The 20,462-nt window shown below is 64.5% G+C and carries 21 protein-coding genes and 1 pseudogene; 15 read left to right on the top strand and 7 right to left on the bottom strand.

What is annotated here, in order from left to right; translation table 11 throughout:
* Positions 1-9: 9 nt before the first annotated feature.
* Positions 10-1,323 (bottom strand): MFS transporter, encoded by a 1,314-nt coding sequence (locus tag QA635_RS37150; RefSeq protein WP_283064799.1) that lies wholly within the window; start codon positions 1,321-1,323, stop codon positions 10-12.
* Between the two features lie 250 nt (positions 1,324-1,573).
* On the opposite strand from QA635_RS37150, the gene QA635_RS37145 reads away from it, so the two are divergent.
* The 14 genes and pseudogenes from QA635_RS37145 (at position 1,574) to QA635_RS37080 (ending at position 15,250) form a co-directional block, all read left to right on the top strand.
* Positions 1,574-2,491 (top strand): LysR family transcriptional regulator, encoded by a 918-nt coding sequence (locus QA635_RS37145; RefSeq protein ID WP_283064798.1) that lies wholly within the window; start codon positions 1,574-1,576, stop codon positions 2,489-2,491.
* Between the two features lie 453 nt (positions 2,492-2,944).
* Entirely contained in the window at positions 2,945-4,432 is a 1,488-nt protein-coding gene (locus tag QA635_RS37140; protein ID WP_253604473.1) for a glycoside hydrolase family 71/99 protein, read from the top strand.
* A 24-nt stretch (positions 4,433-4,456) separates the two neighbouring features.
* Positions 4,457-5,197, top strand: a complete 741-nt coding sequence (locus tag QA635_RS37135) for a class I SAM-dependent methyltransferase (protein ID WP_057016230.1) — start codon at positions 4,457-4,459, stop codon at positions 5,195-5,197.
* A gap of 169 nt (positions 5,198-5,366) precedes the next feature.
* Positions 5,367-6,172, top strand: a pseudogene (locus QA635_RS37130) (LysR family transcriptional regulator).
* Positions 6,173-7,135: 963 nt separating this feature from the next.
* A complete protein-coding gene (locus tag QA635_RS37125) occupies positions 7,136-8,068 on the top strand; it encodes an IS110 family RNA-guided transposase (protein WP_283064566.1) in 933 nt (310 codons plus the stop codon).
* A 260-nt stretch (positions 8,069-8,328) separates the two neighbouring features.
* Positions 8,329-8,520, top strand: a complete 192-nt coding sequence (locus tag QA635_RS37120; protein WP_283064796.1) for a hypothetical protein — start codon at positions 8,329-8,331, stop codon at positions 8,518-8,520.
* Between the two features lie 5 nt (positions 8,521-8,525).
* A complete protein-coding gene (locus QA635_RS37115) occupies positions 8,526-9,281 on the top strand; it encodes a metal ABC transporter ATP-binding protein (protein ID WP_028332852.1) in 756 nt (251 codons plus the stop codon).
* 5 nt (positions 9,282-9,286) lie between these two features.
* Positions 9,287-10,156 (top strand): metal ABC transporter permease, encoded by an 870-nt coding sequence (locus tag QA635_RS37110; protein WP_016842589.1) that lies wholly within the window; start codon positions 9,287-9,289, stop codon positions 10,154-10,156.
* Positions 10,157-10,161: 5 nt separating this feature from the next.
* On the top strand, positions 10,162-11,034 hold the full coding sequence (locus QA635_RS37105) for a metal ABC transporter substrate-binding protein (RefSeq protein ID WP_076827710.1): 873 nt from the start codon (positions 10,162-10,164) through the stop codon (positions 11,032-11,034).
* Between the two features lie 55 nt (positions 11,035-11,089).
* Entirely contained in the window at positions 11,090-12,142 is a 1,053-nt protein-coding gene (locus tag QA635_RS37100; protein ID WP_283064794.1) for a CobW family GTP-binding protein, read from the top strand.
* Positions 12,142-13,161, top strand: a complete 1,020-nt coding sequence (locus QA635_RS37095; RefSeq protein ID WP_057016236.1) for a WD40 repeat domain-containing protein — start codon at positions 12,142-12,144, stop codon at positions 13,159-13,161. Before QA635_RS37100 ends, QA635_RS37095 begins: the two co-directional genes overlap by 1 nt.
* 98 nt (positions 13,162-13,259) lie before the next feature.
* Complete coding sequence (locus tag QA635_RS37090; RefSeq protein WP_038384367.1) at positions 13,260-13,976, top strand: MgtC/SapB family protein; 717 nt, start codon at positions 13,260-13,262, stop codon at positions 13,974-13,976.
* A gap of 81 nt (positions 13,977-14,057) precedes the next feature.
* On the top strand, positions 14,058-14,390 hold the full coding sequence (locus tag QA635_RS37085) for a hypothetical protein (protein WP_283064793.1): 333 nt from the start codon (positions 14,058-14,060) through the stop codon (positions 14,388-14,390).
* Positions 14,391-14,509: 119 nt separating this feature from the next.
* The gene (locus QA635_RS37080; RefSeq protein WP_076827705.1) at positions 14,510-15,250 is read left to right on the top strand and encodes an acetoacetate decarboxylase; all 741 of its coding nucleotides are present in this window, start codon (positions 14,510-14,512) and stop codon (positions 15,248-15,250) included.
* Positions 15,251-15,372: 122 nt separating this feature from the next.
* Here the strand turns inward: QA635_RS37080 and QA635_RS37075 are convergent, their stop codons facing one another.
* The 5 genes from QA635_RS37075 to QA635_RS37055 all read right to left on the bottom strand — a co-directional run bounded on the left by QA635_RS37075 (position 15,373) and on the right by QA635_RS37055 (position 19,410).
* Complete coding sequence (locus QA635_RS37075) at positions 15,373-16,815, bottom strand: homospermidine synthase (RefSeq protein WP_283072047.1); 1,443 nt, start codon at positions 16,813-16,815, stop codon at positions 15,373-15,375.
* A gap of 40 nt (positions 16,816-16,855) precedes the next feature.
* Positions 16,856-17,245, bottom strand: a complete 390-nt coding sequence (locus QA635_RS37070) for a RidA family protein (protein ID WP_028332860.1) — start codon at positions 17,243-17,245, stop codon at positions 16,856-16,858.
* A 95-nt stretch (positions 17,246-17,340) separates the two neighbouring features.
* The gene (locus tag QA635_RS37065) at positions 17,341-17,508 is read right to left on the bottom strand and encodes a hypothetical protein (protein WP_283064792.1); all 168 of its coding nucleotides are present in this window, start codon (positions 17,506-17,508) and stop codon (positions 17,341-17,343) included.
* Between the two features lie 11 nt (positions 17,509-17,519).
* Positions 17,520-18,137: a GNAT family N-acetyltransferase gene (locus tag QA635_RS37060; RefSeq protein WP_283064791.1), complete on the bottom strand. Its 618-nt coding sequence runs from the start codon at positions 18,135-18,137 to the stop codon at positions 17,520-17,522.
* A 130-nt stretch (positions 18,138-18,267) separates the two neighbouring features.
* Positions 18,268-19,410 (bottom strand): type III PLP-dependent enzyme, encoded by a 1,143-nt coding sequence (locus QA635_RS37055; protein WP_057016239.1) that lies wholly within the window; start codon positions 19,408-19,410, stop codon positions 18,268-18,270.
* On the opposite strand from QA635_RS37055, the gene QA635_RS37050 reads away from it, so the two are divergent.
* Entirely contained in the window at positions 19,409-19,597 is a 189-nt protein-coding gene (locus QA635_RS37050) for a hypothetical protein (protein WP_179077299.1), read from the top strand. The two genes, QA635_RS37055 and QA635_RS37050, sit on opposite strands and share 2 nt — an antisense overlap.
* A 484-nt stretch (positions 19,598-20,081) precedes the next feature.
* Here QA635_RS37050 and QA635_RS37045 read toward each other — a convergent pair whose 3' ends face one another.
* Positions 20,082-20,342: a hypothetical protein gene (locus tag QA635_RS37045; RefSeq protein ID WP_168857868.1), complete on the bottom strand. Its 261-nt coding sequence runs from the start codon at positions 20,340-20,342 to the stop codon at positions 20,082-20,084.
* Positions 20,343-20,462 lie beyond the last annotated feature (120 nt).

Here is a 20,462-nt window from a genome sequence, read left to right as displayed (position 1 = left end):
GATCGATGGTTAGCGGGTTCGCACGGGATTGGGTTGCGGTTCGGTTTGCGCGGGCGCGCTCTGCGCACGCGACAGCAGCAGCGTGAGCACGGCCGAGAGCACCAGGAGGCCGGCGACGAAATAAAGACCGCCGTCGAAACTGCCGGTGCGTTCCCTGATCCAGCCGATCATCGCCGGCCCGACGAAGCCGCCGAGATTGCCGATCGAGTTGATGGTGGCGATTCCGGCCGCGGCGGCCGAGCCGGACAGGAACATGGTCGGCATGCTCCATAGCGGCGGCTTCGACGAGGAGATGCCGATATTGACCAGTGTCAGCGCCGCGATCACGGCGGCAAGGCCGGTCCACAGCCCGGCGAGCGCCAGTCCCGCCGCGGCCATCAGGCAGGCCAGCACCACGTGCCAGGTGCGCTCGCCGGTGCGGTCGGAATGCCGCGCCCACAGCACCATCGCGATCACGGCAACCGTCGCCGGTACGGCGTTGAGGAAGCCGACCTGGATCGACGACAGGCCGAACGCCTTGATGATCTGCGGCGCCCACACCCCAAGTGTGTAGAGCCCGGCCGAGGTGCCGAAATAGACCAGCGCCAGTGCCAGCACGCGCGGGTCGGCGAGGCCGCGCCAGATGCTGTGGCTCGCGGTCGTGGCCTTGCCGTCGTTCTCGGCCTTCATGGTCTTGACCAGCCAGGCGCGCTCGTCGTCGGCAAGCCATCTGGCCTGCTCCGGACGGTCGGTCAGAAAGCCCAGCACGACGAAGCCGAGCAGCACGGCGGGCACGGCCTCCAGCACGAACAGCCATTGCCAGCCCTTGAAGCCGAGCATTCCATCCATCTCGAGCAGCGCACCGGAGAGCGGCGAGCCGAGCACGGTCGAGAGCGGCGCCGCCGCCATGAACAGCGCGGTGACGGCGGCGCGCTGCCGCGCCGGGAACCAGTAGGAGAGATAGAGGATGATGCCGGGGAAGAAGCCGGCTTCGGCGGCGCCGAGCAGGAAGCGCAGCACGTAGAAGCTGGTCGCGCCCTGCACCAGCGCCATCGCCGCCGAGACCAGGCCCCAGGTGATCATCACCCGCGCGATCCAGATCCGCGCGCCGATCTTGTGCAGGATGATGTTGGAGGGCACCTCGAACAGGAAGTAGCCCCAGAAGAAGATACCGGCGCCGAAGCCATAGACGGTCGGCGACAGGCCGATGTCCTTGTTCATGGTCAGCGAGGCGAAGCCGATATTGACGCGGTCGATGAAGGCCACGAAGTACAGCAGCATGATGAACGGCACGATGCGCAGTGAGATCTTGCGCAATACGCGCGCGCCAAGCTGGCTTTCCATGGGCTTCTTCCCGGGTTCGTCTTGTTTGTTGGGACGGCGCCTGTCGCGCGCCATCGGAAAGCCTAGAAGCTCGCGCCCTTTCGCTTCAACCCGCGCCGGTTTATACAAAAAAATGATATAATCGGACCCGGTCCCACTTGGCGTCATGCCCGGCCTTGTGCCGGGCATCCACGTCTTGGCGGCAAAGAAAGACGTGGATGGCCGGGACAAGCCCGGCCATGACGAACGCAGGGCATAAGGAAGCGACGTCTTGGAACTGCACCAGCTTCGCTGCTTTGTCGCGGCTGCCGAGGAACTGCATTTCGGCCGCGCGGCGCAGCGCCTGCAGATGATGCCGTCGGCGCTCGGCCGCCACATCAAGCTGCTGGAGGAGGATCTCGGGGTTCGGCTGTTCGCGCGCACCACGCGCGCGGTGTCGTTGACCGAGGACGGCGCTGTGCTGCTGCGCGAGGGCCGCGCGCTGCTCGGCCGCGCCGAGGCGATCGAGAACGGCTTTCGCCGCCGGCTGCGCAAGCCACAGGCGCGGCGCTTCCGGATCGGCGCGATCGACAGCGCCGCGGCCGGCCTCTTGCCGCCGCTGCTGCGCGATCTCCGCGCCGCCCATCCGGACGTCGCGGTGCAGCTGCTCGAGGAGAAGACCATCCGGCTGCTGCCGAAGCTGCTGTCTGGCGCGCTCGACCTTGCGTTCGTGCGCCCGCCGGAGCGGCCCGACCGCCGCATCGAATTCGTCCCGCTGTTGCGGGAGACCGCCGTGGTGGCGCTGTCGCACAAGCACGCGCTGGCGCGGCGCAAGCAGATCGTGCTGCCCGACATCGCGGATCAGCCCCTGATCGTGCCGGAACGCCGCTCGCGGCCGCACAGCCACGATCTGACGACCAAGCTGTTCGACGAGGCCGGGCTGACGCCGCGTATCCAGGAGATCGCCGACGAGAAGCAGACCATCGTCAACATGGTCGCAGCAAGGCTCGGCGTCGCCATCGTGCCGCGCTGGACCGCACGGATGGCGATCCCCGGCGTCCGCTTTGTGCCGCTCCGCCTGAAGCGCGGCAGCAGCGCCGGCCGCCTGCCGCTCGCCGCCGCCTGGCTGAAAGGCTCCCGCGATCCGGTCCGCGACCAGGTGATCGCTGTGCTCCAGGCACGGTTGAAGAGTTACGCGCGCGAGGCGTGAACACGTCTCTCTGTCTCTCTCTCTCTCTCTTCATTCCGGGGCGTGCGAAGCGCGAGCTCGGAATCCATTCCACCACGCGTTTTGCGGATCGATGGATTCGGGACCTGTGTTGCAAAACGCGGAGCCTCTGTCTTCAACCAATGGAAGGATCATTCGATTTTTCAACCGTGTCGTCGCGAGGCATGGAGCGCGGTAACGCCTGTGCCCATTTCGGCGGCAGAAAGTTCCTCGATCAACTGAAACGCATGGCGCAGAAAGTTCCACCGATCCCGTTCTGCTTCGACCTAATGTGAATCGCGGCGCAATGCTCGCGAGAACCAAGGCAAGTCTGATGTCACGCTGTTGCATCGATGTTCCGCTTCAACGGATACGATTGCAGTGCGCCGCCACATAAGCGCCCTTTGTTACTTCTTGAATGCATGTCGAGTAACAACCGAAATCCCAAGCCGCATCATGGCGGCTTTGGACCAAGGGAAAGTGATGATGTGGACAGCCCGACACTGCTCGATCCGTCTGCTTGTTGTGCTTGCGACGGCAGTCTCCTCATTCCCAGCCATGGCTCAGGTGAGCAAGGGCAGTCCTTCCGCCGTGGCACCCGCAGCGCCCGCCGCACCAACTGCGGCACCGGCCTCGTCGAGCAAGGTCTCATTAGGTGCCATTCGGTGGGACAATTGGAGTCTCGACAGTCCCTATGGGCAGGTCCTGGCCGACCCTGGATTGCGCGCGCGCGCTCCGTATTACACAGAGCGTCTGCCGAACGGAAATCTCGGTTTTCCCGGAAACACCGAACGAGCACTGAATGCGGACGTGCATTACGCGAAGTCCGCAGGCTTGGATTATTTCATCTTCGGCTACTACCTGGAGAGTTCTTCCTGGGGACGCGATCCCAGTCGAGCCGTGGCGCTCAATCGGGCGTTGGGAAATTTTCTTCGGCTTCCAGACAAGCTCGGCATCAAATACGCGCTGAATTTCAACCTGTCATTCCCCCCTCGTGATGTGCCGATGGTGAGTGATGCAATCAGCAAAGCGGTAGCTGGGCCGGATTACATGCGGGCGAGCGACGGCTCGGCGCCTGTGTTCTTCCTGCTTGGTACGATGACCCCGTGGATAAAGGGGCTTGGGGGTGAAGAGGGTACAAAGGCGGCCCTGAAGGATATGAGGGATCGGGTCAAGGCCGCGACCGGCCGAGATCTCTACCTGGTTGCCTTGCTCTTCAACCTGTCCGAGACGGAGCCCGTTGCTCACAGGATAGGATTTGATGCGGCGAGTACATATGCGACCGCCCTTGGGTCGAATGGAAAATCCCTGCCGTACGCCAGTTGCGCGGCTCTTGCACAGAAAGCCTGGCAAGCCGAAGCCCAGAATGGTTCTGGAGGCTTCCTACCAACCGTGACGCTTGGCTGGGATTATCGACCGGCTTTGCGCGATCCTCAGGAACTGAAAACTCGCAAGCCGAATCCGGACTGGTGTCAACCTGCCACCGATGAGGAATGGACACGGCAAATCCGTGCTGCAATCAGTCAGGCGGCCAACAATCCGCGCAACGATCGCTTCAAGAGCGTTGTGATCTATGCCTGGAACGAGAGCTCCGAAGGCGGCTGGATTCAGCCGACGCTGTCTGAAGGCGTGCGGCGTCTCAAAGTGATCGCCAACGCGGCGGGCCGACGCCCGACACTTCCGCCGTTCAAGCTGGTGTGGCCGACGCGGATCGATCCGAAGGCGTGTGCCGTCGGTTCGTCATCGATCTCAACTACAACGGCTGGCGCCGGATGCAAATCGGCCAGTGATTCGATGACAACTGCGTGGCCATGTCCGCCAGGCATGCAGATTGCAGGCGAGGAATTGCGCCAAGCACCGTCGGAGGATGGAGAAAAAATACCGCTTATCTGGCAGGAGAGGCTCTGCACGCCACAGGGCAAACAACAGCGATCAGTTAATTGAGTCAATATCGACAGGGGGTTCCCAATGGATGAAGTCTGGAGTGATGAGAATACCTTCGTGATCAACAACATGAAGTTTGGCCTGATCAGGCAGAACTTCAATGATGCCAGGACGACGAAGGATTCCATCGCGATCATCAAGAACCGCGGGATGATTGATCGCTACAAAAGCCTCATTCGCGAGAACGGGGTTACCAATATCCTGGAATTCGGCATCTTCGAAGGTGGTTCGGCTTTGCTTCTTGCCGCGATCGAGGAACGTATCAAGTTCGTCGGGATCGATATCAGACCTGCGAGCCCAGCGGTGCTTGGCCTGATCCGCGACCACGGTCTGACGGACCGCGTCAAATTATACTACAATACGTCGCAAGGCGACACCGCGCGCGTCCAGACCATCATCAGGACGGAATTCCCCGGCCAGCGAATAGATATGATTATCGACGACGCCTCGCATCAATACGAGCTCTCGCGAGCAAGCTTCGAGGCGTCCTTCCATTATCTCAAGAGCGATGGTCTCTATCTGATCGAAGATTGGGCCTGGGCTCATTGGGAGGAGCCCTATCAGACGCAGCAATGGACCGATATGCCCGCCCTCACCAATCTGATCTTCGAGCTCGTCATGCTCTGTGGGAGCCGGCCCGATATCATTTCGGAAATGAGCGTTCAGAAGGCGATAGCCATTTTCCGCAAGGGCGAACAAGAGGTCGGAAACTTCAGCCTGTCAAAGCTCTACCGTCATCGCAACAGGTGGACCCCCGCACTGTGACGATGCGCCCGGCTCTTGCGGAGAGCACACGAGATCGATCGCTTCCCCCATAACGCGTTATGCCCGGCCTTGCGCCGGGCATTCACGTCTTGGCTGCATAAAAGGAAGACCTGGACGGCCGGGACGAGCCCGGCCATGACGATGACTGAGCCGAAAGGAAGCCCGCGTCTTGGAACTGCACCAGCTTCGCTGCTTCGTGGCGGCTGCTGAGAACTGCGTTTCGGGCGCGCGGCGCTGCGCCTGCAGATGATGCCCTCGGCGCTGGGCCGCCACATCAAGCTGCTGGCGATCGAGAACGGCTTTCGCCGCCGGCTGCGCAAGCCACAGGCGCGGCGCTTCCGGATCGGCGCGATCGACAGCGCCGCGGCCGGCCTCTTGCCGCCGCTGCTGCGCGATCTCCGCGCCGCCCATCCGGACGTCGCGGTGCAGCTGCTCGAGGAGAAGACCATCCGGCTGCTGCCGAAGCTGCTGTCTGGCGCGCTCGACCTTGCGTTCGTGCGCCCGCCGGAGCGGCCCGACCGCCGCATCGAATTCGTCCCGCTGTTGCGGGAGACCGCCGTGGTGGCGCTGTCGCACAAGCACGCGCTGGCGCGGCGCAAGCAGATCGTGCTGCCCGACATCGCGGATCAGCCCCTGATCGTGCCGGAACGCCGCTCGCGGCCGCACAGCCACGATCTGACGACCAAGCTGTTCGACGAGGCCGGGCTGACGCCGCGTATCCAGGAGATCGCCGACGAGAAGCAGACCATCGTCAACATGGTCGCAGCAAGGCTCGGCGTCGCCATCGTGCCGCGCTGGACCGCACGGATGGCGATCCCCGGCGTCCGCTTTGTGCCGCTCCGCCTGAAGCGCGGCAGCAGCGCCGGCCGCCTGCCGCTCGCCGCCGCCTGGCTGAAAGGCTCCCGCGATCCGGTCCGCGACCAGGTGATCGCTGTGCTCCAGGCACGGTTGAAGAGTTACGCGCGCGAGGCGTGAGGGCGCTTCGTTGCGTGATGCCTCGATGGCCGATGAATGATTTTGGCCGGTTGACCTAGGTCAACACGACTTGCGCTGGCCAGGGTGAGCGTGCGCGCCATGGCGAAGCGTCAGGACTGGGTCATGATCGCAGGGTGCGTCGCTACCGCTTTGGCGGTGGTGGCGCTCGTCGCCCTTTTCTCTGCCTGAGCTGTGTCGCCCCCGTAGTGTTACGGGGGCGTCCAGCTAGGTCGCGGAGATGACTGGGTAATTCCCAAAGCTCAAACACCGCTGGCACAAACTGCACTGGCTTGCCGAGTTCCTCCCGGCATAGCTTCCCCTTCCAACGTAGGGCGGCGTTATGGGCAACCTACTTTACAGCGTGTTTGTCGTGCTGATGGGGCTAAGCCCGGTCATCCTCGTGGCGATTGCCATGTTCATAAATTGAGGGCCGGAGCGGTGTCTTTCGGCGTGCCAACCACCAATCCATTCCGCTGGCGTGCTTAGTTACTAAATCCGCGATGCCTTAACCTGGTGAAAGGTTGACGTCAGGGCGGGCGTGTACGCTCGCGCCCATGAATTGGGACCTGCTGTATTTCCGCCTCTCGCTCGTCTGGATGGCGATCACCGCTGCCATGCTGGTCTATGTGCTGGTCGCTTAAGGGCTGCCTCTCCGTCGCCGAAGGCTTCCGCCGATATGTTCCCCACGCGCCAATCGGAAACATGCCGCCAGAATGCGAAGCTGCGTTACCATTAAAGCTGTCATCGCCCGGTTCGACCAAGCGATCCAGTACATCCCGTCATCCTTGTAAGCCACGACGCACTGGATCGGATAGAGTGTCCGGTGCGGTAACGGACGGGAGACCGCTTCATCCCAGGGCTTTGAAGCCCGGACCTCAGCGCGGCGCCCCGTCCGTTGTTCCATTGAACCCGAACAGTCGCGAGGGCCGCCTGGCGAGCCCGGTTGCGCAAGGATGGGTGCAGATGGACGCGATCTACGTTGGCATTGATGTGTCGAAGGACCGACTGGACGTGCATGTCCGTCCGAGCGGAGAAGCCTTTGCCGTGGCGCGTGACGGCAAAGGCCTGGAAGAGCTCGTTGCGCGCTTGCAGGCGATCTCGCCGGCGCTGATTGCGGTGGAGGCAACCGGCGGCTTCGAGACGATCGTTGCTGCGGCGCTGGCCGGCGCCCGGCTGCCGCTGGTGGTGGTCAACCCGGCCCAGATCCGGCACTTCGCGCAGGCGGTTGGCCAGCGCGCCAAGACGGACCCGATCGATGCGGCGGTCATCGCGCGGTTTGTCGAGGCGGTGCAGCCGGAGCCGCGTGCGATGCCGGATCAGGAAGCCCGGCTGCTGGCCGAACTGGTCAGCCGCCGACGGCAGATCATCGAGATGATCGTTGCCGAGCGTCAGCGCGAGAAGCGGGCCGAGAACGTCCGCGTCCGCAAGAGCCTTGCCCGCCATATCAAGGTCCTCGAGAAGGAGCTGCCGGAGATCGACAACGACATCGACACGCTGGTGCGCGGCTCGCCAGTCTGGCGCGCCAAGGAGGAGTTGCTGGTCAGCTTTCCTGGCGTGAGCAACACCCTCGCACGGACCTTCCTCGCCGAGGTGCCCGAGCTCGGCACGCTCAATCGGCGTCAGATTGCGAGCCTCGCCGGTCTTGCCCCGTTCACCCGCCAGTCGGGCCGCTGGAAGGGCAAGAGCATGATCGGCGGTGGAAGGGCCAAGCTGCGCGCCGGGCTCTACATGGCCGCCCTGTCGGCCAGCCGATACCATCCGCAGCTCAAGGTCTTCTACCGACGCCTGGTGACCGCTGGAAAGCCCAAGATGGTCGCCCTCATCGCCGTTGCACGCAAAGTCCTCACAACCCTCAACGCCATGCTCAGGGACCAAAAACCATGGCAATCCGCTTGACGAAGAACACAGTCGCTGAGGTGCGAACTCTTGCGAGCCTCGAAGGATGCACGGCCACCAGCCAGGCCGTCACCCTTCGAGGCTCGCTCTGCTCGCACCTCAGGGTGACGGGATTGGCAGCCTTGGGTCTGGCTCACATGGGCAAGCTGGTAGACAAACGACTTGCCCCCCGCCGCGGCTCAAATCTCCCCGGTTTTGCGGGTCGGCCATGAGTTCCTCCTTTGTAGACTCGCGTTATGTTATAATATAACAGTCGTTCCATGGCGCATACGCACACCCACGAGGACCACCATCACGGCCACGCCCCCCACGGGCACAGCCACGCCCCGCACGCGCATCCGGCGCAGGCCGCGCACTGGTCGATCCTGCGCATGCCCGTGCCGGCCCGACTGCTCGCGGCGCTCGCGGTCAGTGCCTGCCTGTGGGCTGTCGTCTGGCTGGCGATGAGGTGAGACCTGTGGCTGCTCTTGTTACCTTCCGCGACGTCACGCTCGGTTATGATCGCCACCCGGCGGTGCATCATCTCAATGGCGCCGTCGAGGCGGGTGCGTTGCTCGCCGTGATCGGCCCGAACGGCGCCGGCAAGTCGACCCTGCTGCGCGGCATCGCCGGCGTGCTCAAGCCGCTGTCGGGCGTGATCGATCTCGACGGGCTGGATCATCGCGACATCGCCTATCTGCCGCAGTCCGCCGACATCGACCGCAGCTTCCCGATCTCGGTGTTCGATTTCGTCGGCACCGGGTTGTGGCGCTCGACCGGCTTCTTCGGCGGCATCGGCAAGGCCGCGCGCGAGAAGATTTTGGCGGCGCTCGCCGCGGTCGGGCTCAACGGTTTCGAGAACCGCCCGATCGGCACGCTGTCCGGCGGCCAGACCCAGCGCATGCTGTTTGCGCGCGTGCTGTTGCAGGACGCCCGGCTGATCGTGCTCGACGAGCCGTTCAACGCCATCGACGCCAAGACCACCGCTGACCTGCTGGCGCTGGTGAAGCGCTGGAACGGCGAGGGGCGCACCGTGCTGGCGGCGCTGCACGACCTCGACATGGTGCGCAACAATTTCCCCGAAACGCTGCTGCTGGCGCGCGGCCCGGTCGAATGGGGACCGACCGCCGAGGCGCTGACGGCCGACAATCTGATGGTCGCGATGCGGATGTGCGAGGCGTTCGACGACAGCGCCGCGGCCTGCGCCGCCGATCCACGCTCGAGGGCCGCCTGACGCCGATGCTATCCGACGCGCTGGTCACGCCCTTCACCGAATTCGAGTTCATGCGCCGCGCGCTGGCGGCGGTGATCGCGCTGTCGCTCGGCGGTGCGCCGATCGGCGTGTTCCTGATGCTGCGGCGGATGAGCCTGGTCGGCGACGCCATGGCGCATGCGATCCTGCCGGGGGCGGCGATCGGCTTCCTGCTGTCCGGGCTCAACCTGTTCGCGATGACGACCGGCGGCCTGATCGCGGGCTTTGCCGTGGCGCTGCTCGCCGGCCTCGTCGCCCGCACCACCGAATTGAAGGAGGACGCCTCGCTTGCGACTTTCTATCTGGTCTCGCTCGCGCTCGGCGTCACCATCGTGTCCATCAAGGGCACCAATATCGACCTGCTGCACGTGCTGTTCGGCAACATCCTGGCGATGGACGACCAGACCCTGCTGGTGATCGCGTTCAACGCCACCCTCACGCTCCTGGTGCTCGCGGTGATCTATCGCCCGCTGGTGATCGAATGCGTCGATCCGGTATTCCTGCGCACCGTAAGCCGGGCCGGCGCGCCGGCGCATCTCGCCTTCCTCGCACTGGTCGTGGTCAACCTCGTCAACGGCTTCCACGCGCTCGGCACGCTGCTCGGCGTCGGACTGATGATCCTGCCCGCGGGCATTGCGCGGTTCTGGTCGCGCGACATCACCACCATGATCTGCATCGCGGTGGCGAGCGCGATGCTGTCGGGCTATGCCGGACTGGTGCTGTCGTACCAGACCCGGATTCCCTCCGGCCCTGCGATCATCCTGGTCGCGGCGGGGCTGTATATTGTGTCGCTGCTGTTCGGCAATGTCAGCGGCCTGGTGCGGCAGCTGTTTCCCGGCCGCCATCTCGAGGCGTGAGTACGATGCGGCGATTGTTCGGTTTGATTGGTCTGGCGCTGCTGCTGGCGAGTGGACCGGCGCGCGCCGCCGAGCGCATCAATGTCGTCGCGAGCTTCTCGATCCTCGCCGACATGGTGCGCAATGTCGGCGGCAATAATGTCGACGTGACGGCGCTGGTCGGGCCCGACGGCGACGCGCATGTCTACGCGCCGACGCCGGCAGATGCCAAGAAGGTCGCCGACGCCAAGCTCGTGGTGATCAATGGTCTCGGCTTCGAGGGCTGGATGCCGCGGCTGCTGCAGGCCTCGGGCAGCAAGGCGCCGGTCGCGGTGGCGACCAAGGGGATCATGCCACGAAAGATGGGCGGCCATGACGATCCGCATGCCTGGCAATCCGTGGCCAATGCGAAGATCTACGTCGTCAATATTCGCGACGGGCTGATCGCCGCGGCCCCCGACCAGACAGCCATCTTCAAGGCCAACGCCGACGCCTATCTGGCCAAGCTGGAGGCGCTCGACCGCGAGGTGCATGAGGCGGTGGCGAAAGTGCCGGAGGCGCGGCGCAAGGTGATCTCGACCCATGGCGCTTTCGGCTATTTCGCCGACGCCTACGGCGTCACGTTCTTCTCGCCGCTCAGCGTGTCCACGGATTCCGAGCCCAGCGCCCGCGATATCGCCGCCATCATCGCCCAGATCAAGGTTGCGAAAATTCCGGCAGTTTTTCTCGAAAATATCAGCGATCCCCGCCTGATCGAGCGGATCGCGGCCGAGACCGGCGCCCGGGTCGGCGGCACCCTGTATTCGGACGGTTTGACGGCCGAAAAGGGCGATGCACCCACTTACATTGATATGGTCAGGCACAATATAAAGGCCCTGACCAGCGCGCTCGCCGAGTAGGGCAGGGGCCTCCCTGTCTGGATTGAGCGCGGCCCCAAGTTCCTTCGGAGTTGTTATGGCTGAAGCTTCGCAAAAAATTCCTGTGACCGTGCTGACGGGCTATCTCGGCGCCGGCAAGACCACGCTGTTGAACCGCATACTGTCGGAAAACCACGGCAAGAAATACGCCGTCATCGTCAACGAATTCGGCGAGATCGGCATCGACAACGACCTCATCATCGGCGCCGATGAGGAAGTGTTCGAGATGAACAATGGCTGCGTGTGCTGCACCGTGCGCGGCGACCTCGTCCGCATCATGGACGGCCTGATGAAGCGCAAGGGCAAGTTCGACGCCATCATCGTCGAGACCACCGGCCTTGCCGATCCGGCGCCGGTCGCGCAGACCTTCTTCGTCGACGAGGACGTGCAGAAGAACGCCCGGCTCGACGCGGTCGTGACCGTCGCCGATGCCAAATGGCTGAGCGACCGCCTCAAGGACGCGCCGGAAGCCAAGAACCAGATCGCGTTCGCCGACGTCATCGTGCTGAACAAGACCGACCTGGTCTCAAAGCCCGAACTCGCCGAGGTCGAAGCCCGCATCCGCGGCATCAATCCCTATGCCAAGCTGCACCGCACCGAGCGTTGCCAGGTCGGGCTGACCGACGTGCTGGAGCGCGGCGCGTTCGATCTCGACCGCATCCTGGAGATCGAGCCGGATTTCCTCGAGGCCGGCGACGATCACGACCATGACCACGGTCATCACCATGACCATAATCACCACCACCATGATCACGACCATGGCCATGGCGGGTTGAAGCATTATCACGACGAGGACATGCAGTCGCTGTCGCTGCGTTCCGAGAAGCCGCTCGACCCGACCAAGTTCATGCCCTGGCTGCAGCAGCTCGTCGCCACCGAGGGCCAGAAGATCCTGCGCTCGAAGGGCATCCTCGCTTTCACCGGCGATGACGACCGCTACGTGTTCCAGGGCGTCCACATGATGCTGGAGGGCGACCATCAGCGGAAATGGAAGGACGGCGAGAAGCGCGAGAGCCGCGTCGTGTTCATCGGTCGCGAACTGCCCGAGCAGGTGATCCGCGACGGCTTCGAGCAGTGCATCACCACGTGATGAAAGAGTTCGATCCGGGCGAGGCCCCTTCTTCCATCGTTTCGATCACCGACCGCGTCAAGCCGCTACCGCTCGGCGCGGCGGTGAGCTCGGTACATTTCCTCGGCGACCGCGCGTTCTTCGTCGGCGCCGAGGAGGGTGTTGCGATCGCGACCGCCGAAGGCGAGATCACACGGACGCAGACGCATTTCGGCGCCATCCTGTGCGCCGCCTCCGACGGCAAGCGGCTCGTCACCGGCGGTGACGACGGCAAGCTGGTCGCGATCGACGCCAAGGGCGAGACCGCTGTCATTGCGACCGACGCCAAGCGGCGCTGGATCGACAATGTCGCCCTGCACAGCGACGGCACGCTGGCGTGGTCGGCGGGCAAGACCGCGTTCGTGCGCAATCCCAAGGGCGAGGAGAAAACCTTCGAGGTACCGTCGACCGTCGGCGGGCTTGCTTTTGCGCCGAAGGGCCTGCGGCTTGCGATCGCGCATTACAACGGCGTGACCTTGTGGTTTCCCAACATGGCGGCCAATCCGGAGTTTCTGGAATGGGCGGGCTCGCATCTCGCCGTCATGTTCAGCCCGGACAACAAATTCCTCGTCACCGCGATGCACGAACCCGCGATGCATGGCTGGCGGCTCGCCGACAACCGGCATATGCGGATGAGCGGCTATCCCGGCCGGGTGCGCTCGATGTCATGGAGCGTCGGCGGCAAGGGGCTCGCGACCTCGGGCGCCGACACCGTGATCGTCTGGCCGTTCACCAGCAAGGACGGCCCGATGGGCAAGGAGCCGGCGATGCTGGCGCCGATGCCGGCGCGGGTCGCCGTGGTCGCCTGCCATCCGAAGAACGACATCATGGCGGTCGGCTATGCCGACGGCACCGTGCTGATGGTCCGGCTCGAGGACGGTGCCGAGATCCTGGTGCGCCGGAACGCCGGCACGGCGGTGTCGGCGCTCGGATGGAATGCCAAGGGCACGCTGCTCGCCTTCGGCACGGAAGATGGTGACGCGGGCATCGTGGAAATGTAAGAGATCGCGGCAGACGAAGCGTTTTCGAGCGAAGTGGGTACCGGTTCGCGTGAAGAAAACGCGTCAAAAGACGAAGCTCGCGCCGGGGCCGCAGCGTCATGCGATTTCTCACCACGTTCCAGCTCGCCGACTTCATCGACACGCTGGTCAGCCTGACCACGGCCTTTGTGTTCGGCACCCTGATCGGTGCCGAGCGGCAGTACCGGCAGCGCACCGCGGGTCTGCGCACCAACGTGCTGGTTGCGGTTGGCGCTGCCGCCTTCGTCGACCTCGCGATGCATCTGGCCGGCGCCGACGGCGCGGTGCGGGTGATCGCCTATGTGGTGTCGGGGATCGGCTTCCTCGGCGCCGGCGTCATCATGAAGCAGGGCATGGATGTGCGCGGCCTCAACACCGCGGCCACGCTGTGGGCCTCGGCCGCGGTCGGCTCCTGCGCCGGTGCCGACCTCGTGGCGCAGGCGGCGGCGCTGACCGTGTTCGTGATCGCCGGCAACACGCTGCTGCGTCCGCTGGTCAACGCCATCAACCGCATCCCGCTGAACGAGAAGGCCTCGGAGGCGACCTACTACTTCAAGCTCGCGGTTACCCCGGAAGCGCTGCCGGACATGCGCGATCGCCTGGTCGAGAAGCTGGAGGCAGCGAACTACCCTGTTGCCGATGTCGACGTGGTTGAGGCCGGCGACGACTTCCTCGAGATCGTGGCGACGCTGGTCTCGACCGCGGTCGAACCCAACGAGTTGAATGCCGTGGTGGTGGACCTGCAGCATCAGCCCGGCGTGCGGCACGCGACCTGGGAGGTCAGCACCACGGATTGAGCCGAGGTTCCCGCAGGCACCGCTTCGGAACCATGCCGTGGCGGGATCGTTGACCCCGCGGACAAGGCGCAGGTGAACGAGATGGCTGTGGATCGGACCAGGTTGCGAATCGACATGCTGATCGCCTCGACGCTGGTGGCAGCGGGCGTTGCGATCGCGGTGCTTTCGCTGCACGCGATCAATGCCGCTTCGCCGCAGGAGATCGCGCAGGCGACCCAGCCGCTGCAACCGACGCCGACGCCCGAGCCGCAGCAGACGGCGCCGCCGGCCGAGTCGAAGCCGGGCGGCGAGCGGCCGACCACGCCGGCGCCGCAGCCCGCGCGTCCCGACGATGAGGCACGGAAGGCCGGCGCCAAGCCGGTGCTGCCGCCCGCGCCCGCGGAGAAGACCGCGCCGCCGATCGAGAAAAAGTAAGCGCACCGCGGCCCGCATTGTGACGCGGATTTGACGGACGCTGCCGATTATACGGTCTCGCCTCCGCCGCGGGCGCCCTCCATAATCTGTCGTCTCGCCAACGACAGATGGGGCTTGCCATGAAGATCGAGGACGTCCGGCGCACCGCCTATTCGATGCCGCTCACCAACCCGTCGTTTCCGCCGGGGCCCTACCGGTTCTTCGACCGCGAATATTTCATCATCACCTACAAGACCGACCCGGAAGCGCTCGCCGCCGTGGTGCCGGAGCCGCTCGAGGTCGCCGAGCCTGTGGTGAAGTACGAGTTCATCCGCATGCCGGACTCGACCGGCTTCGGCGACTACACCGAGACCGGGCAGGTGATCCCGGTTCGCTTCAGGGGCGAGGAGGGCGCCTACACCCACGCGATGTATCTCGACGATGAAGGCCCGATCGCCGGCGGTCGCGAGCTGTGGGGATTTCCGAAGAAGCTGGCAAAGCCCAGGATCGAGGTCGAGAGCGACGTGCTGGTCGGCTCGCTGCATTACGGCTCGGTGCTCTGCGCCTCCGCCACCATGGGCTACAAGCACCGCAAGGTTGATCACGACACCGTACTGAAGTCGATGACGGCGCCGAACTTCATTCTGAAAATCATCCCGCATGTCGACGGTAGCCCGCGGATCTGCGAGCTGGTGCGGTTTCATCTGGAAGACATCACGCTGAAGGAGGCCTGGACCGGTCCCGCCGCGCTTGGGCTGTTTCCGCACGCGCTATGCGACGTCGCCCGCCTGCCGGTGCGCGAGGTGGTCTCGGCGCTGCATTTCAAGGCGGACCTGACGCTCGGCCTCGGCTCGGTCGCGTTCGACTACATGGCGAGATGACGAAGTCATTCCGGGGCAGCGATGAACCATGGTGCGCACTCGCGCACCCGAGAATCTCGCGCAACGATTTCGAGGTCCCGGGTCTGCGCGCCTAAGCGCGCATCCCGGGATAACCCTTCGGATCAGCGCACCAGAATATTCTTGAACTGCCAGGGATCGCTGGTGTCGATATCTTCCGGGAACAGTCCCGGGCGATCCGTCAGCGGGGTCCAGTCGGTGTAGAAACCCTTCACCGGGCCGAGATACGGCAGCTGGATTTCCAGGAGACGATCGAAGTCCATCTCGTCGGCCTCGACGATGCCTTCGTTCGGGTTTTCCAGCGCCCACACCATGCCGCCGAGCACGGCGGACGTCACTTGCAGGCCGGTGGCGTTCTGATACGGCGCGAGCTTGCGGGTCTCCTCGATGGAGAGCTGCGAGCCGTACCAGTAGGCATTGTTGTCATGGCCGAACAGCAGCACGCCGAGCTCGTCGATGCCGTCGACGATTTCGTTCTCATCGAGGATGTGGTGCTTTTCCTGCATCTTCGCTGCGCGGCCGAACATTTCATGCAGCGACAGCACGGCGTCGTCGGCCGGGTGATAGGCATAGTGGCAGGTCGGCCGATAGATCGCTGTGCCCGATGCGTCACGCACCGTGAAGTAATCGGCGATCGAGATCGACTCGTTGTGGGTGACGAGGAAGCCGTACTGCGCGCCGCGGGTCGGGCACCAGGTGCGCACGCGCGTGTTGGCGCCGGGCTGCATCAGATAGATGGCGGCGCCGCAGCCGGCTTCGTGGGTGTGGGCATTCTCGGGCATCCATTTCTCATGGGTGCCCCAGCCGAGTTCGGACGGCTGCACGCCTTCCGACAGGAAACCTTCCACCGACCAGGTGTTGACGAAGACGTCAGGCTCTTTCGGCGACTTGGAGCGCTGGGTGTCGCGTTCGGCGATGTGGATGCCCTTCACACCGGCCTGCCGCATCAAGTCCGCCCATTCGGCCTTGGTCTTCGGCTTCGGGGCATTGAGCTTCAGATCGGCGGCGACATTGAGCAGCGCCTGCTTGACGAAGAACGAGACCATGCCGGGATTGGCGCCACAGCAGGAGACGGCCGTCGTCGAGCCCGCGGGGCGCGCCTTCTTGGCGGCCAGCGTCACCTCGCGAAGGGCGTAGTTGGAGCGCGCTTCCGGGCCCTTCGAGGAATCGAAATAAAAGCCGAGCCAGGGCTCGTTGACGGTGTCGATGTAGAGAGCGCCGAGTTCGTTGCACAGCTCCATGATGTCGGTCGAGCCGGTATCGACCGACAGATTGACGCAAAAGCCCTGGCCGCCGCCTTTAGTGAGCAGCGGGCTCAGCAGGTCGCGATAATTGTCCTTGGTCACGGCCTTCTGGATGAATTTGACGTTGTGCTTCTCGCAATGCGCCTTGCGGCCCTCGTCCTTGGGGTCGATCACGGTGACGCGCGACTTGTCATAGTCGAGATGCCGCTCGATCAAAGGCAGCGTGCCTTTGCCGATCGAGCCGAAGCCGATCATGACAATGGGACCTGTGATCTTCGCGTAGATTTGCGAGGCGGGGCTCATCATTTTCTCCAGGAGAGTGCCTAGCGGCGGATAGGGTGGATCAGGGGTTGCGACGCTTCGCGGTGACTTCGATCTCGACCTTCATCTCGGGCTTGTAGAGCCCCGCGACGATCAGCATCGTTGCGGCCGGGCGGATGTCGCCGAGGACCTCGCCGCAGACCGCGAAATGCGCATCCACGTCACGGGCGTCGGTGAGGTAGTAGGTCGCGCGGACGATGTCGGCCATCGCAAAGCCTCCCTCCTTGAGGGCGGCCTCGATGGTCTTGAAGCAGTTCCGTGACTGGCTCGTGACATCTGATGGCATGGTCATCGTGGCGTAGTCATAGCCGGTGGTTCCCGCGACGAAGGCGAAGTCGCCGTCGATCACGGCACGGCTGTAGCCGGCGGTCTTCTCAAAGGGCGAGCCGGTGGAAATCAGGCGGCGGGACATGCTGGACCTCGACTGAAAATGGCTTTGCGCGGGGTTTACGGGCATTTTTGGCGCCCGCGCAACCCCTTCTTGGTTCAGGCTTGGTGCGGCCGGCACTAATGGGACTGCAGCGTGGTGTCCGGCGGAGATGGCGCCGTGCCGGTCCAGCGCCGGCCCAGGATATCCCTGACGATCATCACCGAGATCAGGATCAGCATGACCGTGGTGACGAGGCCGCGCCAACGCGGGCGCGCGCCATCGGTGATGGGAAGGTGCTCCGACATAGCGGCCCGCCTTACGCCGCGTGCGGCACGGCGAGCGGTGCCTTCCGGGTCCGGGATCGCGTCCGCGATGCCTTGGCCTCGGGCAGCGGCGCGCCGGTCGGCGTGATCATGCCCCAGGCGCCGTCCAGCGCGCCGGCGACAAGCTCGACGCCGAGCAGCCGCTCGCGCTCGAACGTGCCCGGCAGCGACAGCTCGCCGGTCTTGGCGGCGGTGAAGCCGAAGCGGGCGTAGTAGGGCGCATCGCCAAGCAGGATCACGGCGCCGTGGCCGCGCGCCTTGGCCACCGCCAGCGCGCGCTGCATCAGCGCGGCGCCGACGCCGAGGCCGCGGCAGTCGTCGTCGACTGCCAGCGGCCCCAGCATCAGCGCGCTGCGGCCCCCCGCGCTGACGTGCCACAACCGCACGGTTCCAACCAGCCGGCCGTCCTGGCGCACGGCCGCAAGGCTCAGGCCTTCGGCGGGCGCGCGTCCGTCGCGCAGGCGCTGGCAGGTGCGCGTATGGCGATTACAGCCAAAGCAGGCATCCAGCAGCGCTTCGCGTGCGACGACGTCCGAGCCACGCTCCGCACGGATCGCGAACGGGGCGGCATCTCGGATGAGGGCAACGGGGGTGTTCCGTTTTGCAGTCATGGCACGTCAGTCCCCGCTTGCAACGGCATGTCGTACGCCGCGGCAAGCGTCGTTCAGGAAAATCAAAAATGATCGGGGAGGAGCCGGCGGGGCCGGCTCCCGGTTTATCGGGCCTCGAAAAGGAGGCGGGTCAGATGTGGTAGGTCTTCAGCGGCGGAATGCCGTTGAACGCCACCGACGAGTAGGTCGACGTATAGGCGCCGGTGCCTTCGATCAGCAGCTTGTCGCCGATCTCGAGCGTCACCGGGAGCGGATACGGCAGCTTCTCGTACAGCACGTCGGCGCTGTCGCAGGTCGGGCCCGCGAGCACGCACGGCGTCATGTCCGCCCCGTCATGCGGGGTGCGGATGGCGTAGCGGATCGACTCGTCCATCGTCTCGGCGAGACCGCCGAACTTGCCGATGTCGAGATAGACCCAGCGCACCTCGTCCTCGTCGCTCTTCTTCGAGATCAGAACGACTTCGGTCTCGATGATTCCAGCATTGCCGACCATGCCGCGGCCCGGCTCGATGATCGTCTCCGGAATCTGGTTGCCGAAATGCTTGCGCAGCGCGCGGAAGATCGACCGGCCATATTGCAGGACCGGAGGAACGTCCTTGAGGTACTTGGTCGGGAAGCCGCCGCCCATGTTGACCATGGTGAGGTTGATCCCGCGCTCGGCGCAGTCACGGAACACGGTCGACGCCATCGCGAGCGCGCGGTCCCACGCCTTCACCTTGCGCTGCTGCGAGCCGACATGGAACGAGATACCGCACGGCTCCAGGCCCAGGCGCTTGGCGAGGTCGAGCACGTCGACCGCCATCTCCGGGTCGCAGCCGAACTTGCGCGACAGCGGCCACTCGGCGCCGGCGCAGTCATAGAGGATGCGGCAGAACACCTTGGCGCCGGGGGCGGCGCGGGCGATCTTCTCGACCTCGGCGGCGCAATCGACCGCGAACAGGCGAATGCCGAGCGCGAAGGCACGCGCGATGTCGCGCTCCTTCTTGATCGTGTTGCCATAGGAGATGCGGTCCGGCGTCGCACCGGCGGCCAGCGCCATCTCGATTTCCGCAACCGTCGCGGTGTCGAAGCAGGAGCCGAGCGAGGCCAGCAGCGACAGCACTTCGGGCGCCGGGTTGGCTTTCACCGCATAGAACACGCGGCTGTCCGGCAGCACCTTGGCGAAGGTCTGGTAATTGTCGCGCACGACTTCGAGGTCGACGACGAGGCACGGCTCGGTGTCGAGTCCATCCTGGCGGCGGTGGCGCAGGAATTCCTGGATACGTTCAGTCATGGCACTCTCCAACGGCCCCAGCGACGGGATCCGCATCAACGTGACGTCGGGTAAGAGCGCTTCGGCCACATCGCGCGATGGAGGCGCGTTGAGGCCAAGAGACTCAAACCAGACTGTGCTGCCGTGGATTGGTTGGGAGAGTTTCCCGCCCGATCACCTGGCAATGAAGGACAAGCCTTTTCAGTAGCCCGGGCCGGCGTTGGACCGCCGGTAGAGACCAAAAAAGCCCGATCCGTCGTTGCTTTAAGTCGCGTCCCCCGTTGAGAGCGGGGTGCGCCGGTTCGCCTCCGGCTGCCAGTCACGGTTGCAAAGAGTGGTGAGACCTTCAACGGCATCCCTGGAGAGAGATGCTGGCCGCCTCGTGTCCTGATGGACGTAAGCGACCCTCGGTTCTTCCACCCCTTGGCGGCTGTCCGGCCTCTTGTCCGGATACCTACCGACTGACACACGACCACAGGCACGTGCGAAATTGGGCAAGGCAGGAAATAAGTCTTTTGACTTCGTGGCGCAAGAATTTTTTTGCGATCGCGGCAAATTTCCCTAACGCGTGCTTGCGATGTCGCGCGCAGCACGCGTCGGACGCGCTGAGGATGAACGGCTGTTAAGAATGACTAACGAAGCGTGTGTGCGTTTTAGCCCTGTGCCGCAGTGCTTTCTTGAATCGCTCAAGCTCACGCGCGACGCGTGAACGGCTCGACGCGCTGCGCTGCGCGGATGAAGGCGATCATGATCAGCACGCCGATGCCGAACAGCACCGCCTGCAGGATGTGCGCGGCGACGTCGTCGAGCCCGAGCAGGATCGCGAGCGCCCAGCCGCCGGCGAACGCCGCGCCGAACACTTCCGCGCCGATCAGGATCGCCGCCGAGATCACGGTGATGACGCTTGGCCAGGCGATGGTGCGGTTGCCTGAGTTGGAGGGCTGCATGGTCATGAAATAGGTCCTGTTCAGGGGGCGCAATCTCTCCGAAAAGTGCCCATCTATCAAGCGCAAAAGGCCCAAAAATGCCGTATCGCGTGATATAGATTGGGCAGCATTTTCAAGGCGAAAAAC

This window comes from Bradyrhizobium brasilense (assembly GCF_029714345.1).
GTDB lineage: Bacteria > Pseudomonadota > Alphaproteobacteria > Rhizobiales > Xanthobacteraceae > Bradyrhizobium > Bradyrhizobium australafricanum.
The sequence above is the reverse complement of the archived record's forward strand: the minus strand, read 5'-3'. Positions and strand labels throughout refer to the sequence as shown.